Origin of the sequence: Streptomyces sp. STR69 (genome assembly GCF_024519455.1) — a bacterium.
In the GTDB taxonomy this organism is placed as follows: Bacteria; Actinomycetota; Actinomycetes; order Streptomycetales; family Streptomycetaceae; genus Streptomyces.
The window spans coordinates 62,232-79,463 of sequence record NZ_JALJRY010000029.1 but is presented as its reverse complement, the minus strand read 5'-3'; the positions used below and the strand labels follow the sequence as shown (position 1 = coordinate 79,463).

The following is a 17,232-nucleotide window of genomic DNA, read 5'->3' as shown; positions in this document are numbered from 1 at the left end:
CCGAAGGGTATTCGGCGCTTTGATACGGATAGATTCAGTCACCAAGCGGTACCCGGACGGCACGGTGGCGGTCGACCGGTTGTCCTTGGACATACCGGACCGCTCGATCACCGTCCTCGTCGGCCCTTCGGGCTGTGGCAAGACGACGACCCTGCGCATGATCAACCGGATGGTCGACCTCAGCGAGGGCACGATCTCCCTGGACGGCGCGGACATCACCAAGCAGCCGGTCAACACCCTGCGCCGGTCCATGGGTTACGTCATCCAGAACGCCGGACTCTTCCAGCACCGCACGATCGTCGACAACATCGCCACCGTGCCCCGCATGCTCGGCTGGGGCAAGGAGAAGGCCAGGGCGCGGGCCACCGAACTCATGGAGCGGGTGGGCCTCGACGCCTCCCTCGCCAAGCGGTATCCCTACCAGCTCTCCGGCGGCCAGCAGCAGCGCGTCGGCGTCGCCCGCGCCCTCGCCGCGGACCCGCCGGTGCTGCTGATGGACGAGCCGTTCTCCGCCGTCGACCCCGTGGTCCGTAAGGGGCTGCAGGACGAACTCCTGCGCCTCCAGGACGAGTTGGGCAAGACGATCGTCTTCGTCACCCATGACATCGACGAGGCCATCAAGCTCGGCACGATGGTCGCGGTGCTGCGCACCGGCGGCAAGCTGGCCCAGTTCGCCCCGCCCGCCGAGCTGTTGTCCGACCCGGCGGACGCCTTCGTCGAGGACTTCCTCGGCGCCGACCGCGGCATCCGCCGGCTGTCCTTCTTCTCCTCGTCCGGCCTCGACCTCAAGACCTCCCCGATCGTCGCCGTCGACTCCACCGCCGAGCAGATCGCCGAACGCACCACCCCCGGTGTGCCGTACCTCCTCGTCACCGACCTGGACGGCAGGCCGCTCGGCTGGAGCGAGCCGGGCGCGCTCACCGCCGGAGCCGTCGACACCGCTCAACTCCTCGCCTACGGCCGCCCGTTCGCGGCCGGCAAGGACTCCCTGCGCGCCGCGCTCGACGGCTCCGTGCTGTCGCCCACCGGCTGGGCGGTCGGCGTGGACGACACCGGCCGGGTCGTGGGCGTCGTATCGCAGCAGGCCGTGGGCGAGGCGATCCGGAGCGCGCACGCGGCCGGTCGTAGCGGCACGAAGGTCCTCGGATGAACGACTGGTTCCGCATCCCCAGCGACCTCCAGAACAGCTACTTCGGCCTGATCGGGCTGCATCTGCGCGAGGCCGTGATCCCGGTCCTCGTCGGCCTGGTGGTCGCGCTGCCCATCGCCCAACTCTGCGTGCGGCTGCGCTGGTTGTACCCGCCCGTGCTGTGGGTGACGACCGTGCTGTACGCGATTCCCTCGCTGGCCTTCTTCGTCGTCCTCATCGACTACACCGGCCAGACCGAGACCACCGTGATGATCCCGCTCGGCGTCTACAGCCTGGTGGTGTTCGTCCCGGCGATCGTGGACGGCGTCCGCTCGGTACCGCAGGAGACCCTGGACGCGGCGACCGCGATGGGCCTCGGGCCCGTACGCCGCTACCTCCAGGTGCAGTTGCCGATCGCCGTGCCCGCGATCATCGCCGGCCTTCGGGTGGCGACCGTGTCCAGCATCTCCCTCGTCAGCGTCGGCATGCTGATCGGCAACCAGGGCGCGCTGGGCAACCTGCTCAACGACGGCCAGATCTACCACCAGCCGCGGCTGATCTGGCTCTCCGTGATCACCACCGCCGTCCTCGCCATCGTCGTGGACGCCGTCCTGGTCGCCGTACGCCTGCTCCTCACGCCCTGGATGCCGCGCGGTACCCGCAAGGCCCGCCCCGCCGAGGACCGGCCCGAACCGGCCGAACTCGCACTGGAGGACGCAGCCCGGTGAACGTACTCCACTACATCAACCTGTTCTTCAGCGACAGCACCCACTGGCACGGCTACGACGGCATCCCCACCCGGCTGCGCGAGCACGTCCAGTACTCGCTGCTCGCGCTCGCCATCGCCGCCGCCATCGGCCTCCCCGTCGGTCTGCTCACGGGCCACACCGGACGCGGCGGCAACGCCCTCTCGCTCATCGCCACCGCCGCCCGCGCGCTTCCCAGCTTCGGCCTGCTGGTGCTGATGTTCGTGCTGATCGGCTTCGGCCTGGTGCCGGTGATGATCCCGCTGGTCGTCCTCGCCGTACCGCCGATCCTGGTCACCACCTACGAGGCGATGCGCTCCGTCGACCCGTCCCCGGTCGACGCCGCCCGCGGCATGGGCATGAACGAGACGAACATCCTCTTCCAGGTGGAACTGCCGGTCGCGCTCCCGCTGATCCTCAGCGGCCTGCGCTCGGCCGCCATCCAGATCGTCTCCACCGCCACCATCGCGGCCTACGTCAGCCTCGGCGGCCTCGGCCGCTACATCATCGACGGCCTCTACCAGAAGAACTACGAGAAGGTCGTCGGCGGCGCCACCCTGGTCGCCGGGATGGCCCTGGTGACGCTTGCGGTCTTCTGGGGCATCGCGCGGCTCGCGGTGTCGCCGGGGGTGCGCAGGAGCAACTGAGCGCCGCAGTAAGGGAAATGGGGGGGAGGGCTCAGGCCCTCCCCCCTCTCTTGTTTCTGCCGCCGTCAGCCCTGGGAGCGCGCCAGCGCCAGCTCCAGGACGACCAGCAGCGCGTCCCGCACCGAGCCGCGCTCCCGCGCGTCGAAGGCGATCACCGGGACGCGTTCGTTCACGTCGAGCGCCCAGCGGACCTCGTCGAGGGAGTGCTCGATCTTTCCGTCGAAGGCGTTCAGCGCGACCGCGAACGGGATCTGCTTGTGCTCGAAGTAGTCGACGGCCGCGTAGCAGTCGTCGAGCCGGCGCGTGTCGACGATGACGAGACCGCCGACCGCGCCCTCCACGATGTCGTCCCACATGAAGCCGAACCGGTCCTGCCCGGGCGTACCGAACAGATACAGCTTCAGGGTCGGGTCGATGGTGATGCAGCCGAAGTCCATCGCCACCGTGGTCGTGGTCTTGCGCGGGGTGTGGGACAGGTCGTCCACGCCCGCCGCGACCTCGGTGATCGCGGCCTCGGTGGTCAGCGGCTCGATCTCGGAGATCGCGCCCACGGTGGTGGTCTTGCCCACGCCGAAGCCGCCCGCGACGACCATCTTCACCGGCAGCGGCGGTCGTACGACGGTCTGCGCAGCCGCACCGCGGGCGACCGGTTCAGTCGGTGTCACGGAGTACTCCCCGGGAGTTGGGGATGGCGCGGAGGCCATCGATGACCCTTCGCAGGACGGTTGCGTCATGGGTGATGTCGGTGTTCGGCACGTGCACCGTCAGGTACTCGGCGGCACGCAGGTCCTCGGCGAGGACCCGCACCACGTTCAGGTGCAGCCGCAGCCGGGCCGCGATCTCCGCGAGGGACTGCGGCTGCCGGCAGGCGGCGACGATGTCGTGCTGCTCGAAGGAGAGCCGGTCGAGCACGTCGAGCCCGGCGGCCGTCGCCACCACCTGGGTCTCGACGGGGATCGGCCGCCCGGAGGCGGTGGCTCCCGCACCCGCGACCCGGCCGGCGGTGACCAGGAACGGCCGTACGGCGGAGGGCGTGCGCACCGGATCGCGATCCGGGGGTGTGGCCCCGTCCGCGCCGGCACCGCTCGGAGTGCGGCCGTCGGGCATGAGTGGCTGTTCCTCTCTCGACCGGTCGGGGACCGGTCACCGAGCCGAAGCGGCGCCGACGCTGTTCTTCAGCTGGAGCACCAGCTGCGGGTTGAGCGCGGAACCGGCACGGTTGGCGAACAGCGTCATCTCGTAGGCGATGTTGCCGAGCTTGGCCTCCTTGTCGGTGACGACGCCGAGGACGGCGCCGCTGCCGATCGCGGAGACGAGGACGTGGCCGCCCTCCAGGTCGATGATGACCTTGTTCAGGCCGCCGAGACCGTAGTTGCCGGAGGCGCCGGCGGCCAGGCTGGTGATGCCGGAGACGATGGCCCCGAGCCGCTCCGAGTGGGCGTGCTCGCGCAGTTCCGCCACGGCGATCAGCAGACCGTCGGAGGACACCGCGATGGCGTCGACGACACCCGCGGTCTCCGTCGCGAAACGGTTGAGCAGCCAGTTGAAATCGGCCGCGGCTGCCTGCAGTTCGGCCGGCGTGGTGCCTCCCCTGGGAGTTTCACCTGTCGACGTACTCACTGCTCCGCTCCTTTCGGGAGGTGGTTCCGGTCGTGCGGGTGGTCCGCGTCCGTGGGGCGCAGGCCCGTGAGGGTGTCGCTGTCGCGATGGGCCTGTTCCACGGCGGCCTCGAACTCTTCGAGGGCCGAGCGGACGGCGTCCGCGTCGGCGGGCCGGGGGGCCTGCCTGGCGGCTTGCTGGGCGGCGTCGTCGGCGCCCGTACGAAGGGTGGCGCCCTTGACCCGTCGGCGCAGGGGGCGGGAGCCTCCGGGGCCGGTGTCGAAGGCGGCGGAGTCGTCCGCCGGGGCGTGGTGGGTGAGGGGCGGAGGAGCCGGGGCGGCCGTCGGCGCCGTCTCGTACCGGGAGACCCGGCGGGGCAGCGGGACGGGCTCGTCCTCGGCACGCACATGCTCGGACACGGCCGGCTCGGGTCTGCTCAGGGTGATCGACGGACGCGGTCCGGAGTCCGAGGCGGCCCAGGAGGGAGCCGGACGGCGTTGCTCCTCACCGGAGTTGAGCCCCGACCCGGCGGGCGCGAGCGCCTTGTCGGGCCCCGCGTGTCCTTCCGCCGAACCGCCGGAGGCCAGCGCGCTCATGCGCAGCAGCAGCGTCGCCGGGATGGTCACCTCGGCCGTCACACCGCCGCCCGGCGTGCGGGCCAGCGTGACGTCGATGTCCCAGCGGCGGGCCAGCGTACCGACCACGAACAGACCGAGCACCTTCGTCGGCACCAGGTCCAGACGCTCACGGCGGATCAGCCGGGCGTTCTCCTCGGCGATACGGTCGGCGCTCATTCCGAGACCGTGGTCGGCCACGACGATCAGCGCGTCGTCGCCGTCGGTGCGGACGACCACCTCGACGGGGCTGCCCGCGGGGGAGAACGAGACCGCGTTCTCCAGGAGTTCGGCCACCATCAGCGTGAGGTCGCCGATGATGTCGGGCTCCACCATGATCTCGGTGTCGGCCCGCAGACTCACCCGCTGGAAGCCTTCGATCTGGCCGAGCGCGGCCCGTACGACGTTGGTGAGTTCGGTGGGTCCGCCGTCGAGCACGGTCTCGCGGATGCCGGCGAGCAGCATCAGGCTGTCCGCGTTGCGGCGCAGACGGACGGCGATGTGGTCGATGGAGTAGAGGCGTTCGAGGAGCGCGGGGTCGGTCTCGCCGCGCTCCACCGCGTCGATCAGCGCGAGTTGACGGGTCGTCAGGTTGCTGACACGGCGGCCGACGTTGCCGAACATCTCGGCGACGTTGCGGCGGCTGACGACCTGGCGGGCCAGCAGCGCGGCGGCCGTGGTCTGCACATGGTTGAAGGCCTCGGCGAGGTCACCGATCTCGTCCTTCGCGGTGACCGGCATGTCCCGCAGCATCGGCGGGCCGTCGTCCTCCGCGTCGTCGTCGGCCACGCGGGCGAGTTCACGGCCCGCGACCTCGGCGACCTGCTTGGCGGCGCCGGTCAGGGCCTGCACCGGGCGGACCACCGAGCGGCGCACGATCACCACGAAGGCGAGCCACAGCACGAAGCCGAGCAGCGAGAGGCTCAGCAGCAGTCCGGCGCGCCAGGAGGCGGAGCTGGACGCGTCGTCGGCGCGGGTGGCGATCTGGCCGATCAGCGAACTGGTGATCTTCAGCCGGGCCTCGGCCTGCTGCGGGTAGGAGGGGTAGTCGCTCATGGCGTCCGCGAACGCCTTGCGGACCGCGCCGGGCGACTCGGCCTGCAGCCCACTGGGGTCGATCTGCAGCTCGGCGTACGCCTCGGCGATCTCCCGCTGCGGGGTGGTGTGCTCGACGCCGGACAGCTCGTCGGCCTGCTCCTCGGTGGCGAACCGGGCGAAGCGGGAGGCCTGGTAGGTGTACAGGTCGTAGGAGCCGACGGCGTTGGTGAACTCGATGAGCGCGTTGCTGTCACCGGTCGTCGCCGAGAACACGCTGGTCTCGAACGAGCTGTGGGCGGCATCGGCCCGCAGCACGGAGTCCAGCAGGTTGCCGGTGAAGGTGGTGGCGAGGTTCGCGTTGTGCTCCAGGTCGAGCCCGTCGATCAGACCGTCCGAGGCGCTGGTGTACGCGGGGTCGATGTTGTCGGCGGGCAGATAGCTCTGGGCGACCGTGTTGCGCAGTGTCTGCAGGCCGTTGATCTCCCTGAGCGCCTGGGCCTCGCCGGCCGGCAGCCGGTCGCCGAAGGTGTCGCGCACCTTCTCGACCTGCTTGTCCACGGCCTGCTGGGCCTTGCGGTAGGCGCTCTGCGAGGGGGTGCCGCCGTCGTTGGTGGCCTCGAAGCGGACGGAGAGCAGGATGGCCTGCTGGTGCTCCGCCTCCACGAGGTTCACCAGCCTGGCGACCTGGCCGCTGTCCCGCACCAGCTGGGCCGCGTCGCTCGCATCCGTCGACTGCCCGATCTCATCGGTGATGAGATACGTCAGCAGCACCGCGACCACCGCGAGCGGTACGCCGACGAGCAGATTGAGCTTGCGCCTGAAGGGCCAACGGTCTGCGAAGCCCCGTATGGACACCAGGCCTCCTTCGTGGGGTGTTGTCACGGTACGCGCAGCGATACACGTGACTGTTTTTGATCCAAGCGGCCCCCGCACACCGCTGTGACCGACGCCAACTCCGGGGAGACTACCGCCTCTTTGAACGATCAAGTGCGTCGCCCTACGTCAAGAATCAATTACAAAGCGCCTGTGTTCGTGACCGGTCTGTTTACGTTGCCTTCACAACTGGGCACTCATTGAGGCCAATCGGTGACCAGAGTTCTCTTGACTGACCAAGAACCGGCTGGATTGGATCAGCGGAGTGCGGCATTCACGCCCCGCGCGTGGACGCCACAGCCATGCCTGCACGCCTGTGCCAACATCCAACCCCGGAACGGGAATTGTGACTTCTAAAGCGAAGAACAGCTGGTCCAGCACTAGGTACCCCGGCGCGGCGGCCATCGCCCTCGCCGCCACGGCTGCGCTTGTCACGGGATGTGGGTCGTCCTCCGACAGCAAGTCCGACAACCCCCTCTCGGGCGGCAAGGCCAGTGGCGACACGGTCGTCGTCGGCTCGAACAACTTCGCCGAGAGCATCCTGATCGCCGACATCTACGGCGAGGCCCTCAAGGCCAAGGGCGTCAAGGTCACTTACAAGCCGAACATCGGCAGCCGTGAGACCACGTACGGCCTGCTCAAGAACGGCTCCATCACGGTGCTGCCCGAGTACAACGGCGCCCTGCTGGCCTACCTCGACCCGAAGGCCGCCCCGGCGACCCTCGCCGCGACCACGGCCGCGATCAACGCCAAGCTGGACTCCAAGCTGACGCTGCTGGACCCGGCCGCCGCCGAGGACAAGGACACGGTCACCCTCAACGCGGAGACCGCGAAGAAGTACAACCTCACGTCCGAGTCCAGCATCGGGGACCTCAAGTCCATCGCCAAGGACCTGGTCATCGGCGCCTCGCCGGAGTTCCAGACCCGGCAGCAGGGCCTGGTGGGCCTGAAGTCCGTCTACGGCCTGGAGTTCAAGTCCTTCAAGGCGCTGGACGCGGGCGGCCCGCTGACGGCCGCCGCGCTGAAGAAGAACACCGTGCAGGCGGCGGACCTCTTCAGCACGGACCCGACCATCACCAAGGAGAAGCACGTCACGCTGCAGGACCCGAAGCGGCTCTTCGGCTTCGAGAACGTGCAGCCCCTGGTCTACAAGAGCGGCCTCTCCGCCGCCGGTGTGGCCGCCCTCAACGCGGTCTCCGCGAAGCTCGACACGGCGACCCTGCTGGACCTCGACACCCAGGTGGGCTCGCAGAACAAGGACCCGCTGGACGTCGCGAAGGCCTGGCTGAAGACGGCCGGCCTGAGCTGACCCGTTCCGCCGCGGACGCGGGTGCCTCCGTTCTCCGGGAGGCACCCGCGTCGTCGTGCCCGTCGTGCCCGGGGGCTCAGTAGCCGACGTAGAACGTCGCGTCCTGCTGGTCCGTGGCCGTCGAGATCGGGTCGATGCGCAGCACGTAGTTGGAGTGCCGGATGTAGCGGGTCGGGTTGTTGTACGACCGGAACGACGCCCAGCTGGAGTCCGCCAGGCCCGCCGTCCGGTAGAACGTGGCGTCCCCGGCGAACGTCGACGTGCCGTCGTTCACGTCGAGTTGGAGCGCGTAGTCGTAGTGCCGCAGATACCGGGTCGGGTAGTTGACCGACTGGAAGGACACGCCCGCGCTGTCCGCGAGGCCCGGCACCAGCGTCCACTGCGAGTCGGTGTACGGGTCGAAGGCGTACGCGTCGATCCGCCCGATGAAATTGGAGTGCCGGACGTAACGCGCCGGATAGTTGTAGGACTTGAGCCGGTTCCAGGCGGGCGTGCCCCACTTCGCCACGAGGTTGTTGTACTCGGCCGCGGTGATCGGCTCGATGCCGCAGTGCTTGGAGTTGAGCGGCTGCGTGTAGAGCTTCTGGTCCACGGCCGTCCAGGTGCCGGCCGCCAGACTGCTGGTCTGCCAGGCGTAGAAGACGCCGTTGGGGTCCCAGGTGTCCCCCCAGAGGTACCAAGTGGAGCTCGACGCAAGGGACTTGACCAGCGTCGGGGCCTCGGTGCCGTTGTGCGAGACCGCCGTGCTGAACTCGGTGAAGCTGCCGGGGTCCAGGGACGTGGACTTGGCGCCGACCAGCGTCGAATTCTTCTTGAAGTAGAGGTAGTTGACCCCGTTCACGCCCACGGCGAGATCGCCGTCGATGACGTCGTAACCGGGGTCGAAGAACACCTGCGGATCCCCGGCGGTCACGAAGTCGCTCGTGTAGTTGACCATGATGACGTTGTGGCCGCTGTCGTTGACGGCCGAGTAGATCACCCCGTACTGCCCGCGCCCCGCGTCCCAGAAGGACTCCGGCGCCCAGGCGTGGGTGTCCAGGCTGTGCACCTTCATCCGCCGGTACCCGGTGAAGGTACGCAGATCGACGGAGTCCCAGACATGGATGTACTGGCTGACGTACGACCAGTCGGTGCCGTTGAGGTCGGTCGCGAGGACCGCGAACGTGCCGTCCTGCTTGCGCAGGATGAAGGGGTCGCGCAGGCCGAGGGAGCCCGCGGTCGGGGTGGCGACGGGCGCGTTCTGGTTCAACGGGGTCCACTGCAGACCGTCGAGGCTGACGGCCAGGTGCAGACCGTAGTTGGCGCCCAGGAACGTCGGCGACTCGGTGAAGTAGCACATGACATAGGCCGAGTTGGTCGCCGCCCGCGCGCTGCCGGCGCCGAGCGTGAGCGCGCCGGTGGCCGCGAGGGGGACGGTCGCGGCCATGCCGAGGAAGAGGCGGCGGGAGGGGTGGGGGAGAGGGGGGACGGCCATGTGTTCTCCAGGGGATGCGAGTGGGGTGCGAGCGGCCCATCGTTCCGAAATGTTCGATATTCCGAACGGAGTTCGGTAAGTCGATCAGAAGGTAGGGATGGGGCGTGTGCGCGTCAATCACACGGTCGTGCTTGGCCGGTTCTCGCCGTTCACGTAGGCGTCTGCTGGGTGCCCCCTGTGTGGATCACGAGCCTCCGGTGTGGATCAGGAGTTCCGTCCGCGCCCGGGCCGCCGCCCCGATCGCCACCGCGTCACCGCCGAGCCTGGCCGGCAGCACCCGCACCGGGTGCCCGCTCACCGGCGGTTCCAGCGCCAGCGTGTCCCGCACGGCCGACTCGACCAGTTCCCACGAGCGGCTGACGCCCCCGCCGATCACACACGTCGTGACATCCAGCAGCCCCGCCGTGATCAGCAGCGCACGGGCCACACCACGGCCCGCGTCCCGGTAGACGGCGAGCGCGTCCGGGTCGCCGCCGTGGGCCGCCCCGGCGACCTCGCGGGCCGTGAGCGCACGCCCCGTCCGCTCCCCGTACCGCGCCGCGATCGACCGCCCCGACGCCAGCGTCTCCAGATGCCCCCGCCCGCCACACGTGCACGGCAGCTCGCCGAACCCCGGCACATGGCCGATCTCACCGGCCGCCCCGCGCGGCCCGTCGTAAAGGGCGTCATTCAGCCACAGCGCGCCGCCCACCCCGGTGCCGAGCGTCATCCCGAGCACGTTCTCCTCACCCGCGACGGCCCCCTTGGCGACCTCCCCGCGCAGAAACGCGTTGACGTCGTTGTCGAGGAACGCCGGTACGTCCAGGGCCCGTTCGACAGCGGCCGTCACCTCGAACCCGGCCCAGTCACGGAACGAGTCGCTCGCCACGAGAATCCGCCCGGCCCGCACATCCACGAGCCCGGCCGCGCCGACCCCGACCCCGAGCAACCGGGCGGGCGTACGGTCCAGCAGCCGCCGTAGCGCGGAGAGGGCGGCGTCGAGCATCGCCGTCCCGCCCTCGCTCGCCGGGGTCGGCACCTCCACCCGGTCCAGGACGTCGAGCCGGTCCGTGCACAGCACGACCTGAGTGGTGGTCCCGCCGATGTCGACGCCGGCGATCACCCGGGGAGCCTCGCTCACGCGCCGGCCTCCGTCCCCGACGCCACCCGGCGTTCTCTGCGCTCCCGTTGGAGCACCGGATCGGGCACGGGCACGGCGGCGATGAGCCGACGCGTGTACGCGGTCTCCGGACGCAGCAACGTGCTCATGGTCGCCCCCTGTTCCTCGACCCGCCCACCCCGCATCACGACAACCCGCCCCGCGAACCGCTGCACCACGGCCAGGTCGTGCGACACGAAGAGACACGCGAACCCGAGCTCCGCCTGCAACTCGGCGATGACCTCCAGCACGGTCTGCTGCACACTCACGTCCAGCGCGCTCGTCGGCTCGTCCGCGACCAGCAACCGCGGTGCGAGCACCAGCGCCCGCGCGAGGCTCACCCGCTGCCGCTGCCCACCGGACAGCTCACGCGGCCCACGCCGCGCCAACTCCCTTGGCAGCCGCACCAGTTCGAGCACCTCGGCGACCCGCTCCCGCCGCTCGGCCGCGCCCATGCCACGCCGGTGCACCCGCAACGGCTCGGCCACACACTCCGTGACACTCATCCGCGCGTCCAGCGAGGCCACCGGATCCTGCAGCACCACACCGACCCCGGCCAGCAGGGCCCGCCGCGCCCGTCCCCGCGACTTGCGCAGATCGGCCCCGAAGAGCGAGACGTCCCCGGACTCCGGCGCGACCAACCCCAGGGCCACCCGAGCGGCGGTCGACTTCCCCGACCCGGACTCACCGACGAGCCCCACGGTCTCCCCGGCCCGCACGGTCAGCGACACGTCCTCCAGCGCTCGCACGGCACGCGACCCCCGCCCGAACCGCACACCCACACCCCGGAGTTCGACGACCGGCGCCCCCTCGGGAGTCTCTTCGCGCACGGGACTCTCTGCCCCGCTCACGGCGAGCCGGGGCACGGCCGCCAACAACTTCCGCGTGTACTCGTGCGTGGGCCGCAACAGCACGTCCTCCACCGCCCCCGTCTCCACGACCTCCCCCTCCAGCATCACGGCGACCCGGTCGGCGAAATCGGCGACGACCCCCATGTTGTGCGTGACCAGCAGTACGCCCGTGCCCGAGTCGACGGCCAACGCCCGCAGCAGATCCAGGATTTCGGCCTGCACGGTGACATCGAGCGCGGTGGTCGGCTCGTCCGCGACGAGCAGCCCCGGCGAGTTGGCGATGGCCATGGCGATGACGACCCGCTGCCGCTGCCCACCGGACAACTGGAACGGAAACGCGGAGGCCCGCCGCTCGGGGTCGGGAATACCGACCCTGCGCAGCAACGCGACGGCCTCGGCAGCGGCCTCCTGCCGGGAGACGTCCCGATGATTCCGTACGACTTCCGCTATCTGCCTGCCGATTCGGGTCAGCGGATCGAGCGCGGTGGCAGGCTCCTGGAACACCATCGAGGCCGTACGCCCACGCAGTCGCGAGAGTTCGGCCTCACCGGCGCCGACCACATCAGTACCGCCGACCGAAACACCTCCGGAGGCACGGGCGTTGCCCGGCAACAGCCCGAGGGCGGCAAGCGCCACGGTCGACTTCCCCGACCCGGACTCACCCACCAGGGCCAGCGTCTCGCCGGGCGCGACCCGCAACGAAACCCCGCGCACAGCGGGCACATCACCGTTCTCCGTCGAGAAGGTGACGCCCAGGTTCTCCATCTCCAGGATGTTGTTCATCCGCGTCCCTTTACGTCGAAGGCGTCCCGCAGTCCGTCACCGATCGCGTTGAACGCGCACACGACGAGGATGATTGCGAGGCCCGGCGGCACGATCAGCCACCAGCGTCCCGAGTAGGCGGCCGTCAGCCCGGCCGAGAGCATGCCGCCCCAGTCGGTCGCCGGCGGCTGAACTCCCAGCCCCAGATAGGACACATAGGCGACGAGCAGGATCGCGTCGGCGACCTGGAAGGTGGCCGCGACGACGATGGTCGACACCGAGTTGGGCAGGATGTGCCTGGTGATGGCCCGGCTGTGCGAACCGCCGATGGCGCGCAGGGTCAGCACATAGTCGCGGCTCTTCAACGTCAACGTCTCCGCCCGCACCAGCCGCGAAGGCACCAGCCAGGACACCAGCCCCAGAATGACGATCAGCCCGCCCGTGTCCGGCGTGGTGATGGCGGACACGACCAGCAGGATGAACAGCGCCGGAATCGCGATCCCGGCGTCCACGACCCGCATCATCACCGCGTCGACCCACCCGCCGGCATACCCGGCGACAGACCCCCAGACCGTCCCGATGACGGTGGCGAGCACCCCGGCCGCGAGACCGACGAGCAACGACACCTTCCCGCCGTACATCAGCCGCCCGAGCTCGTCATGCCCAACGGCATCGGTACCGAGCCAATGGGAGCCGCCGGGCCCGAGGTTGACCTGCGTGAGGTCGGTATGGGTCTGGTCGGTGGAGTAGAGGAGGGGGCCGACGAAACAGAAGAGAAGGAAGAGGGCAACGACTACGAGTCCGCCAACCGCGAGCCTGTTGCGGGCGAAGCGAGCAACCAGGGGCGCGGGGAACTGCGCGACCAGCCCCCACCGGCCGGCACTTTGAACACTCATGTCCGACCCGCCTTCACTCGGGGATCCACGATCCGCTGAACGACGTCAGCAAGGAGGGTCCCCACCACAGTCGCCACAGAGATCACCAACACACACCCCAACAGCACCGGATAGTCGGACGACTGAGCCGCACTCCAGAACAACAGCCCCATCCCGGGGTAGTTGAAGAGCTGCTCAACAACCAACGCACCCCCGAACAGCACCGGCACGTAGTACCCGAGCATCGCGATCACCGGCGTCAACGAGTTCCGGAACACGTGCTTGAAGAGGATCGCCCGCTGCCGCGAACCCCCCGCTCGAGCCGTCCGGACGTAGTCCTCGGACAGGTTCTCCAACGTCGCCGCCCGCATGTACCGACTGAACACGGCAACCATCGAGGCCGCCCCCGTCACCACCGGCAGCACCAACGCAACGGGATCCGCGAAGACTTGAGCCACCGTGTCCCCCTGCGGCGCCTGCGAAGGAAACCACCGCAGCACCTGCGTGAAGACCATCACCAGCACAAGTCCCAGGAAGTACACGGGAGTCGAGTACGCCACGAAGCTCAACGTGGTGATGACGTAGTCGGCCGGTTTGTTGCGCCGCACGGCCTGCCACATGCCCAGCGGAAGGGCGAGCAGCAGCCCGACAACCGCCGACAGCACGGTCAACACCAGTGTCTTCGGCAGCCGTTGCTCGATGAGCTGGGACACTGCCTCGTTGAGGGTGTACGACGTGCCGAGGTCGCCGTGCAGCAACTGCCGCAGGTAGTACAGGTACTGCACGGGCAGCGGCCGGTCGAGCCCCTGGTCGTGGTTGAAGAGCGTGATCTGCTGGGGCGTGGCCTGCGGGCCGAGGATCCCGCGTGCGGGACCCCCGGGCAGCGCGTGCAGCAGACCGAACACCACGACCGTCACGATGAGGATGACGACCAGTGCCTGGGCGATCCGCCGGGTGAGGTACAGGAGGGTGTCCATGCCTCAGCTGGTCCACTTCCACTGTGCCGGGTGGAAGTTGGCGAGCGGGTCCTGCGAGAAGCCGCCGAGGCCGTTCTTGACGACGGAGATCTGGTAGTCGGGCTCCGGCAGCCAGATCACCGGCAGGTCCTTGGCGAGAGCCGCGCTGTAGTCCTGGACCGCCTGCGCCGAACTCGACGTCGTGGACGCGGAGATGAGCTTGTCGACCTCGGTGTTGGAGTAGTTGCCGAAGTTCGCGCCGCCCTTCGTCTGGAAGAGCGAGTCACCGGTCGGGAAGGCCGGGAAGTACCAGCTGCCCGCCGTACCGAAGTAGGACAGCTGCCACTTGCAGATTGACTGCGAGGCGGTGCACTGCGGGGTCTGCGACAGCACGGAGTTGACGGGCGCGGTCTTGATGGAGAACTTGATGCCGGTCTTCGCCAGCGAGGACTGGATCGCGCTCATCATGTTGTCGGTCACCGTCGAACCGGACTGCGACAGCACCTGCATCTGGAACTTCGTCCCCTTGGCGACCCCTTCACCGCACTGGGCGGCGCCGGTGCCGGGGCCGGTGCAGGTCATCACCCCGCCCTGCTCGCTCCAACCATGGCTGCTGAGCAGCGACTTGGCGGCCGAGGTCGAGAACGGATACGGGTCGCTCTTCTGCGTGTCCGACAGGAACGACGAGCTCTGCGCCTGCGGGACCGGCCCGTAACCGGGCACCGCCGTCCCGTTGAAGATGACCTTCGCCAGGCTGCTCTGGTCGATCGACCGCTGCACGGCCTGCCGGGCGTAGAGCTGCTTGAACACGGCACCCATGGAAGGGTTGTTGAAGTTGTACGGCATGTAGGTGATCGCCCAGCCCGACCACGGCTTCACGGTGTAGCCCTGCGCGGTGAAGCTGTCCTTCTGGTCGAGGTCGGTGGCCTCGATGTAGCCGTAGTCGACGCTCCCGGAGCGCAGCGCGTTCTTCTCCGCGTCCGCTGTCGTGAACGGGAGGAGGTTCACAGTGGGGATGCCGGCCTTCTCGCCGCCGTCGTACTTCGTGTTGGCGGCCAGGACGACCTTGCCGGCCGTGGAGAAGGACTTCACGGTGTACGGGCCGCTGACCGTCTTCCACAGGGCGTTCGTGGCGTACCCGTTGATGTTCTTCGCCGCGCTGTTGAGGTACGTCCAGTCCTTCTTGGCGTCCCCGGCCTTGTCCCACACGTGCTGGGGGAGCGGGTTGATGGAACTCAGCTCGTTGGCCAGCATCCACTGCGGGTTGTAGGCCTTGTCGAAGGTGATGGTGAAGTGCCGGGCGTCCACGGTCTTGAAGGACGTCCAGTTGTCCGGCGCCTTGCCGGGGTTGTAGCCCGCCCACTGGGACTTGTTCGCCTTGATGAGGTCGAACCAGAACTTCACGTCGGCGGAGGTGATCGGCTTGCCGTCGCTCCAGTGCCGGTCGCCGAGGGTGATCGTGACGCTCTTGTTGTCGGCCGCGAAGTCGGCGGCGGTCGCCACCGAGCCCTTCTTGTTCCAGCCCATGGCCCCGGTCGAGCCGTCGTAGGCGATCAGCGGCTCCCACAGCGCGTTCGCGATGGAGATGTTGTTGGTGTTGAGGTGGGCCGCCGTGCCGATCGGGAGGATCCAGTTCGGGGTGAAGTTCGCGGGCAGCGCGTAGTTGATCGAGTCGTGCGACCCGGAGGACGACGTACCGCTCGACCCGGAACAGCCCGCGAGCAGCAGCGAGGCCGTGGTCAGGGAGGCACCGGCGAGGAGTCTCTTGCGGACAGGGGACATGGTTCTCCTCGGAAAAAGAGGGGCGGAGGCGGGAGTGAGGACAGTCAACGACCCCTGTGGTCGAAGAAACAGGCGTGCCGCTGTAAAAAGCCTGTTACTGCCGTTCTGGAAAAAGCGCACAGGGCGTGTAGGTGACTTACGCTCGTCGCCTCGATCGCCGATCCGGAAGTAACTTCCTTCATGCCTGAAAAAAGTGCGCATCGCCGGAAGAGCACCTCGGGCGTCTCCTCACTGGCCGAGCACGTCCTCGAACTCCTCGCCTCCGGGCAGGCCGCCACCCGCACCGACCTCGCCGAACTGCTCGGCGCCGCGCCCTCGACGATCTCCCTGGCGGTGGGCCAACTCGTGTCCCTGGGCCTGGTCGCCGAGCACGGCACGCGCTCCTCCACCGGCGGCCGGCCGCGCAAGGTACTGCGGCTGGGCGGCAGCGACGGCTTCGCGGTCGCTGCCGAACTCGGCGGCAAGCACGCGCACGTGGGCGTCGTACTCCCCGGCGGCGGCCTCACCGACGTGTCGACCGTCCCGTTCGCGACGGCGGACGGTCCGGAGGCCGCGCTCCCGGGTCTCGCCGACACGCTCACCGCCCTCGCCGAGCGACGCGGCCCGGAGCTGCTGCGCGGGGTCGGACTCTCGCTGCCGGGCCCGGTCGACATCGCGGGCGGAGTCGTGACCCTCCCGTCCCGGATGCCCGGCTGGAACCGCTTCCCGGTCCGGGCCTGGCTGGAGGACCGGTTCGGCGTCCCGGCGGCCATCGAGAACGACGCCAACTGCATGGCCGTGGGCGAGCACACCGTGCAGCCCGCCGAACGCCGTCAGTCGATCATGGTCAAGACGGGCACCGCGATCGGCGCCGGCGTCATCGCCGACGGCCGCCTCTACCGCGGCGGCACCGGTGCGGCGGGCGAGATCACCCACGTCCGGGTCGAGGCCGCCCACGACATCCCCTGCTCCTGCGGCAACACCGGCTGCCTGGAGACCGTCGCCTCGGGCGCCGCCCTCGTCCGCATCCTGCGCGGCCACGGTCTGGACGTGACGACCACGGAGGACGTCGTACGCCTCGCCACCGACGCCCACCCCGAGGCGACCCGAGCCGTCCGCCAGGCCGGCCGCTACCTGGGCCAGGTCCTCGCGGCCAACGTCAACTTCTTCAACCCGGACGCCGTGTATCTGGGCGGCATCCTCTCCACCCTGGAACCCTTCGTCGCGGCAGTCCGCAGCCAACTCTATGAAGGCTGCCATCCGTTGGTCACCGAACACCTGGTGATCGACCGCGCCAGCCTGGGCGCGGACGCGGGCTTGGTGGGCGCAGGCCAGTTCGCCCTACAGCGAGCACTGGCGCAAGCCCTCCAGACGGTCACAGACAAGACACGGTGACTTGTTTTTCAGGGGCGCGGGGAACTGCGCGACCAGCCACAACGAACCCGCACCCGACACACGAC

Annotated in this window: 15 protein-coding genes; 5 read left to right on the top strand and 10 right to left on the bottom strand. The window is 69.2% G+C overall.

What is annotated here, in order from left to right; translation table 11 throughout:
* Positions 1-19: 19 nt before the first annotated feature.
* Genes OC490_RS38655 through OC490_RS38645 form a run of 3 tightly spaced genes read left to right on the top strand, consistent with a single transcriptional unit; the run spans position 20 to position 2,522 of the window.
* Positions 20-1,150: an ABC transporter ATP-binding protein gene (locus tag OC490_RS38655; RefSeq protein ID WP_262062720.1), complete on the top strand. Its 1,131-nt coding sequence runs from the start codon at positions 20-22 to the stop codon at positions 1,148-1,150.
* On the top strand, positions 1,147-1,857 hold the full coding sequence (locus tag OC490_RS38650; RefSeq protein WP_262062719.1) for an ABC transporter permease: 711 nt from the start codon (positions 1,147-1,149) through the stop codon (positions 1,855-1,857). The genes OC490_RS38655 and OC490_RS38650 overlap by 4 nt, the downstream gene beginning before the upstream one ends.
* Entirely contained in the window at positions 1,854-2,522 is a 669-nt protein-coding gene (locus OC490_RS38645) for an ABC transporter permease (protein WP_262062718.1), read from the top strand. The genes OC490_RS38650 and OC490_RS38645 overlap by 4 nt, the downstream gene beginning before the upstream one ends.
* Positions 2,523-2,587: 65 nt before the next feature.
* Here the strand turns inward: OC490_RS38645 and OC490_RS38640 are convergent, their stop codons facing one another.
* Genes OC490_RS38640 through OC490_RS38625 form a run of 4 tightly spaced genes read right to left on the bottom strand, consistent with a single transcriptional unit; the run spans position 2,588 to position 6,628 of the window.
* The gene (locus tag OC490_RS38640) at positions 2,588-3,187 is read right to left on the bottom strand and encodes a GTP-binding protein (RefSeq protein ID WP_200715196.1); all 600 of its coding nucleotides are present in this window, start codon (positions 3,185-3,187) and stop codon (positions 2,588-2,590) included.
* A complete protein-coding gene (locus tag OC490_RS38635; RefSeq protein ID WP_262062717.1) occupies positions 3,174-3,629 on the bottom strand; it encodes a DUF742 domain-containing protein in 456 nt (151 codons plus the stop codon). Before OC490_RS38635 ends, OC490_RS38640 begins: the two co-directional genes overlap by 14 nt.
* Before the next feature lie 36 nt (positions 3,630-3,665).
* Entirely contained in the window at positions 3,666-4,142 is a 477-nt protein-coding gene (locus OC490_RS38630) for a roadblock/LC7 domain-containing protein (protein ID WP_019071413.1), read from the bottom strand.
* Positions 4,139-6,628, bottom strand: a complete 2,490-nt coding sequence (locus OC490_RS38625; RefSeq protein ID WP_262062716.1) for a sensor histidine kinase — start codon at positions 6,626-6,628, stop codon at positions 4,139-4,141. Before OC490_RS38625 ends, OC490_RS38630 begins: the two co-directional genes overlap by 4 nt.
* Before the next feature lie 364 nt (positions 6,629-6,992).
* On the opposite strand from OC490_RS38625, the gene OC490_RS38620 reads away from it, so the two are divergent.
* Positions 6,993-7,955 carry an ABC transporter substrate-binding protein gene (locus tag OC490_RS38620; protein WP_019071415.1) on the top strand — a complete coding sequence of 321 codons (963 nt, stop codon included), beginning with the start codon at positions 6,993-6,995 and terminating at the stop codon, positions 7,953-7,955.
* 76 nt (positions 7,956-8,031) lie between these two features.
* Here the strand turns inward: OC490_RS38620 and OC490_RS38615 are convergent, their stop codons facing one another.
* The 6 genes from OC490_RS38615 to OC490_RS38590 all read right to left on the bottom strand — a co-directional run bounded on the left by OC490_RS38615 (position 8,032) and on the right by OC490_RS38590 (position 15,793).
* On the bottom strand, positions 8,032-9,429 hold the full coding sequence (locus tag OC490_RS38615) for a glycoside hydrolase family 43 protein (RefSeq protein ID WP_262062715.1): 1,398 nt from the start codon (positions 9,427-9,429) through the stop codon (positions 8,032-8,034).
* Between the two features lie 184 nt (positions 9,430-9,613).
* On the bottom strand, positions 9,614-10,549 hold the full coding sequence (locus OC490_RS38610) for an ROK family protein (RefSeq protein ID WP_262062714.1): 936 nt from the start codon (positions 10,547-10,549) through the stop codon (positions 9,614-9,616).
* Complete coding sequence (locus OC490_RS38605; RefSeq protein WP_262062713.1) at positions 10,546-12,201, bottom strand: dipeptide ABC transporter ATP-binding protein; 1,656 nt, start codon at positions 12,199-12,201, stop codon at positions 10,546-10,548. Before OC490_RS38605 ends, OC490_RS38610 begins: the two co-directional genes overlap by 4 nt.
* On the bottom strand, positions 12,198-13,076 hold the full coding sequence (locus tag OC490_RS38600; RefSeq protein ID WP_262062712.1) for an ABC transporter permease: 879 nt from the start codon (positions 13,074-13,076) through the stop codon (positions 12,198-12,200). The genes OC490_RS38605 and OC490_RS38600 overlap by 4 nt, the downstream gene beginning before the upstream one ends.
* Positions 13,073-14,032 (bottom strand): ABC transporter permease, encoded by a 960-nt coding sequence (locus OC490_RS38595; RefSeq protein ID WP_262062711.1) that lies wholly within the window; start codon positions 14,030-14,032, stop codon positions 13,073-13,075. Before OC490_RS38595 ends, OC490_RS38600 begins: the two co-directional genes overlap by 4 nt.
* A 3-nt stretch (positions 14,033-14,035) precedes the next feature.
* A complete protein-coding gene (locus OC490_RS38590) occupies positions 14,036-15,793 on the bottom strand; it encodes a peptide ABC transporter substrate-binding protein (RefSeq protein WP_262062710.1) in 1,758 nt (585 codons plus the stop codon).
* Between the two features lie 180 nt (positions 15,794-15,973).
* Between OC490_RS38590 and OC490_RS38585 the strand changes: the two genes are divergently transcribed.
* On the top strand, positions 15,974-17,167 hold the full coding sequence (locus tag OC490_RS38585) for an ROK family transcriptional regulator (protein WP_262062709.1): 1,194 nt from the start codon (positions 15,974-15,976) through the stop codon (positions 17,165-17,167).
* Positions 17,168-17,232 lie beyond the last annotated feature (65 nt).

What these genes read in the sequence shown, in the direction of transcription:
- OC490_RS38650 (WP_262062719.1), top strand. Translation starts at nt 1,147, where the DNA reads ATGAACGACTGGTTCCGCATCCCCAGCGACCTCCAGAACAGCTACTTC.
- OC490_RS38635 (WP_262062717.1), bottom strand. Translation starts at nt 3,629, where the DNA reads ATGCCCGACGGCCGCACTCCGAGCGGTGCCGGCGCGGACGGGGCCACA.
- OC490_RS38615 (WP_262062715.1), bottom strand. Translation starts at nt 9,429, where the DNA reads ATGGCCGTCCCCCCTCTCCCCCACCCCTCCCGCCGCCTCTTCCTCGGC.
- OC490_RS38605 (WP_262062713.1), bottom strand. Translation starts at nt 12,201, where the DNA reads ATGAACAACATCCTGGAGATGGAGAACCTGGGCGTCACCTTCTCGACG.
- OC490_RS38600 (WP_262062712.1), bottom strand. Translation starts at nt 13,076, where the DNA reads ATGAGTGTTCAAAGTGCCGGCCGGTGGGGGCTGGTCGCGCAGTTCCCC.
- OC490_RS38595 (WP_262062711.1), bottom strand. Translation starts at nt 14,032, where the DNA reads ATGGACACCCTCCTGTACCTCACCCGGCGGATCGCCCAGGCACTGGTC.
- OC490_RS38590 (WP_262062710.1), bottom strand. Translation starts at nt 15,793, where the DNA reads ATGTCCCCTGTCCGCAAGAGACTCCTCGCCGGTGCCTCCCTGACCACG.
- OC490_RS38585 (WP_262062709.1), top strand. Translation starts at nt 15,974, where the DNA reads ATGCCTGAAAAAAGTGCGCATCGCCGGAAGAGCACCTCGGGCGTCTCC.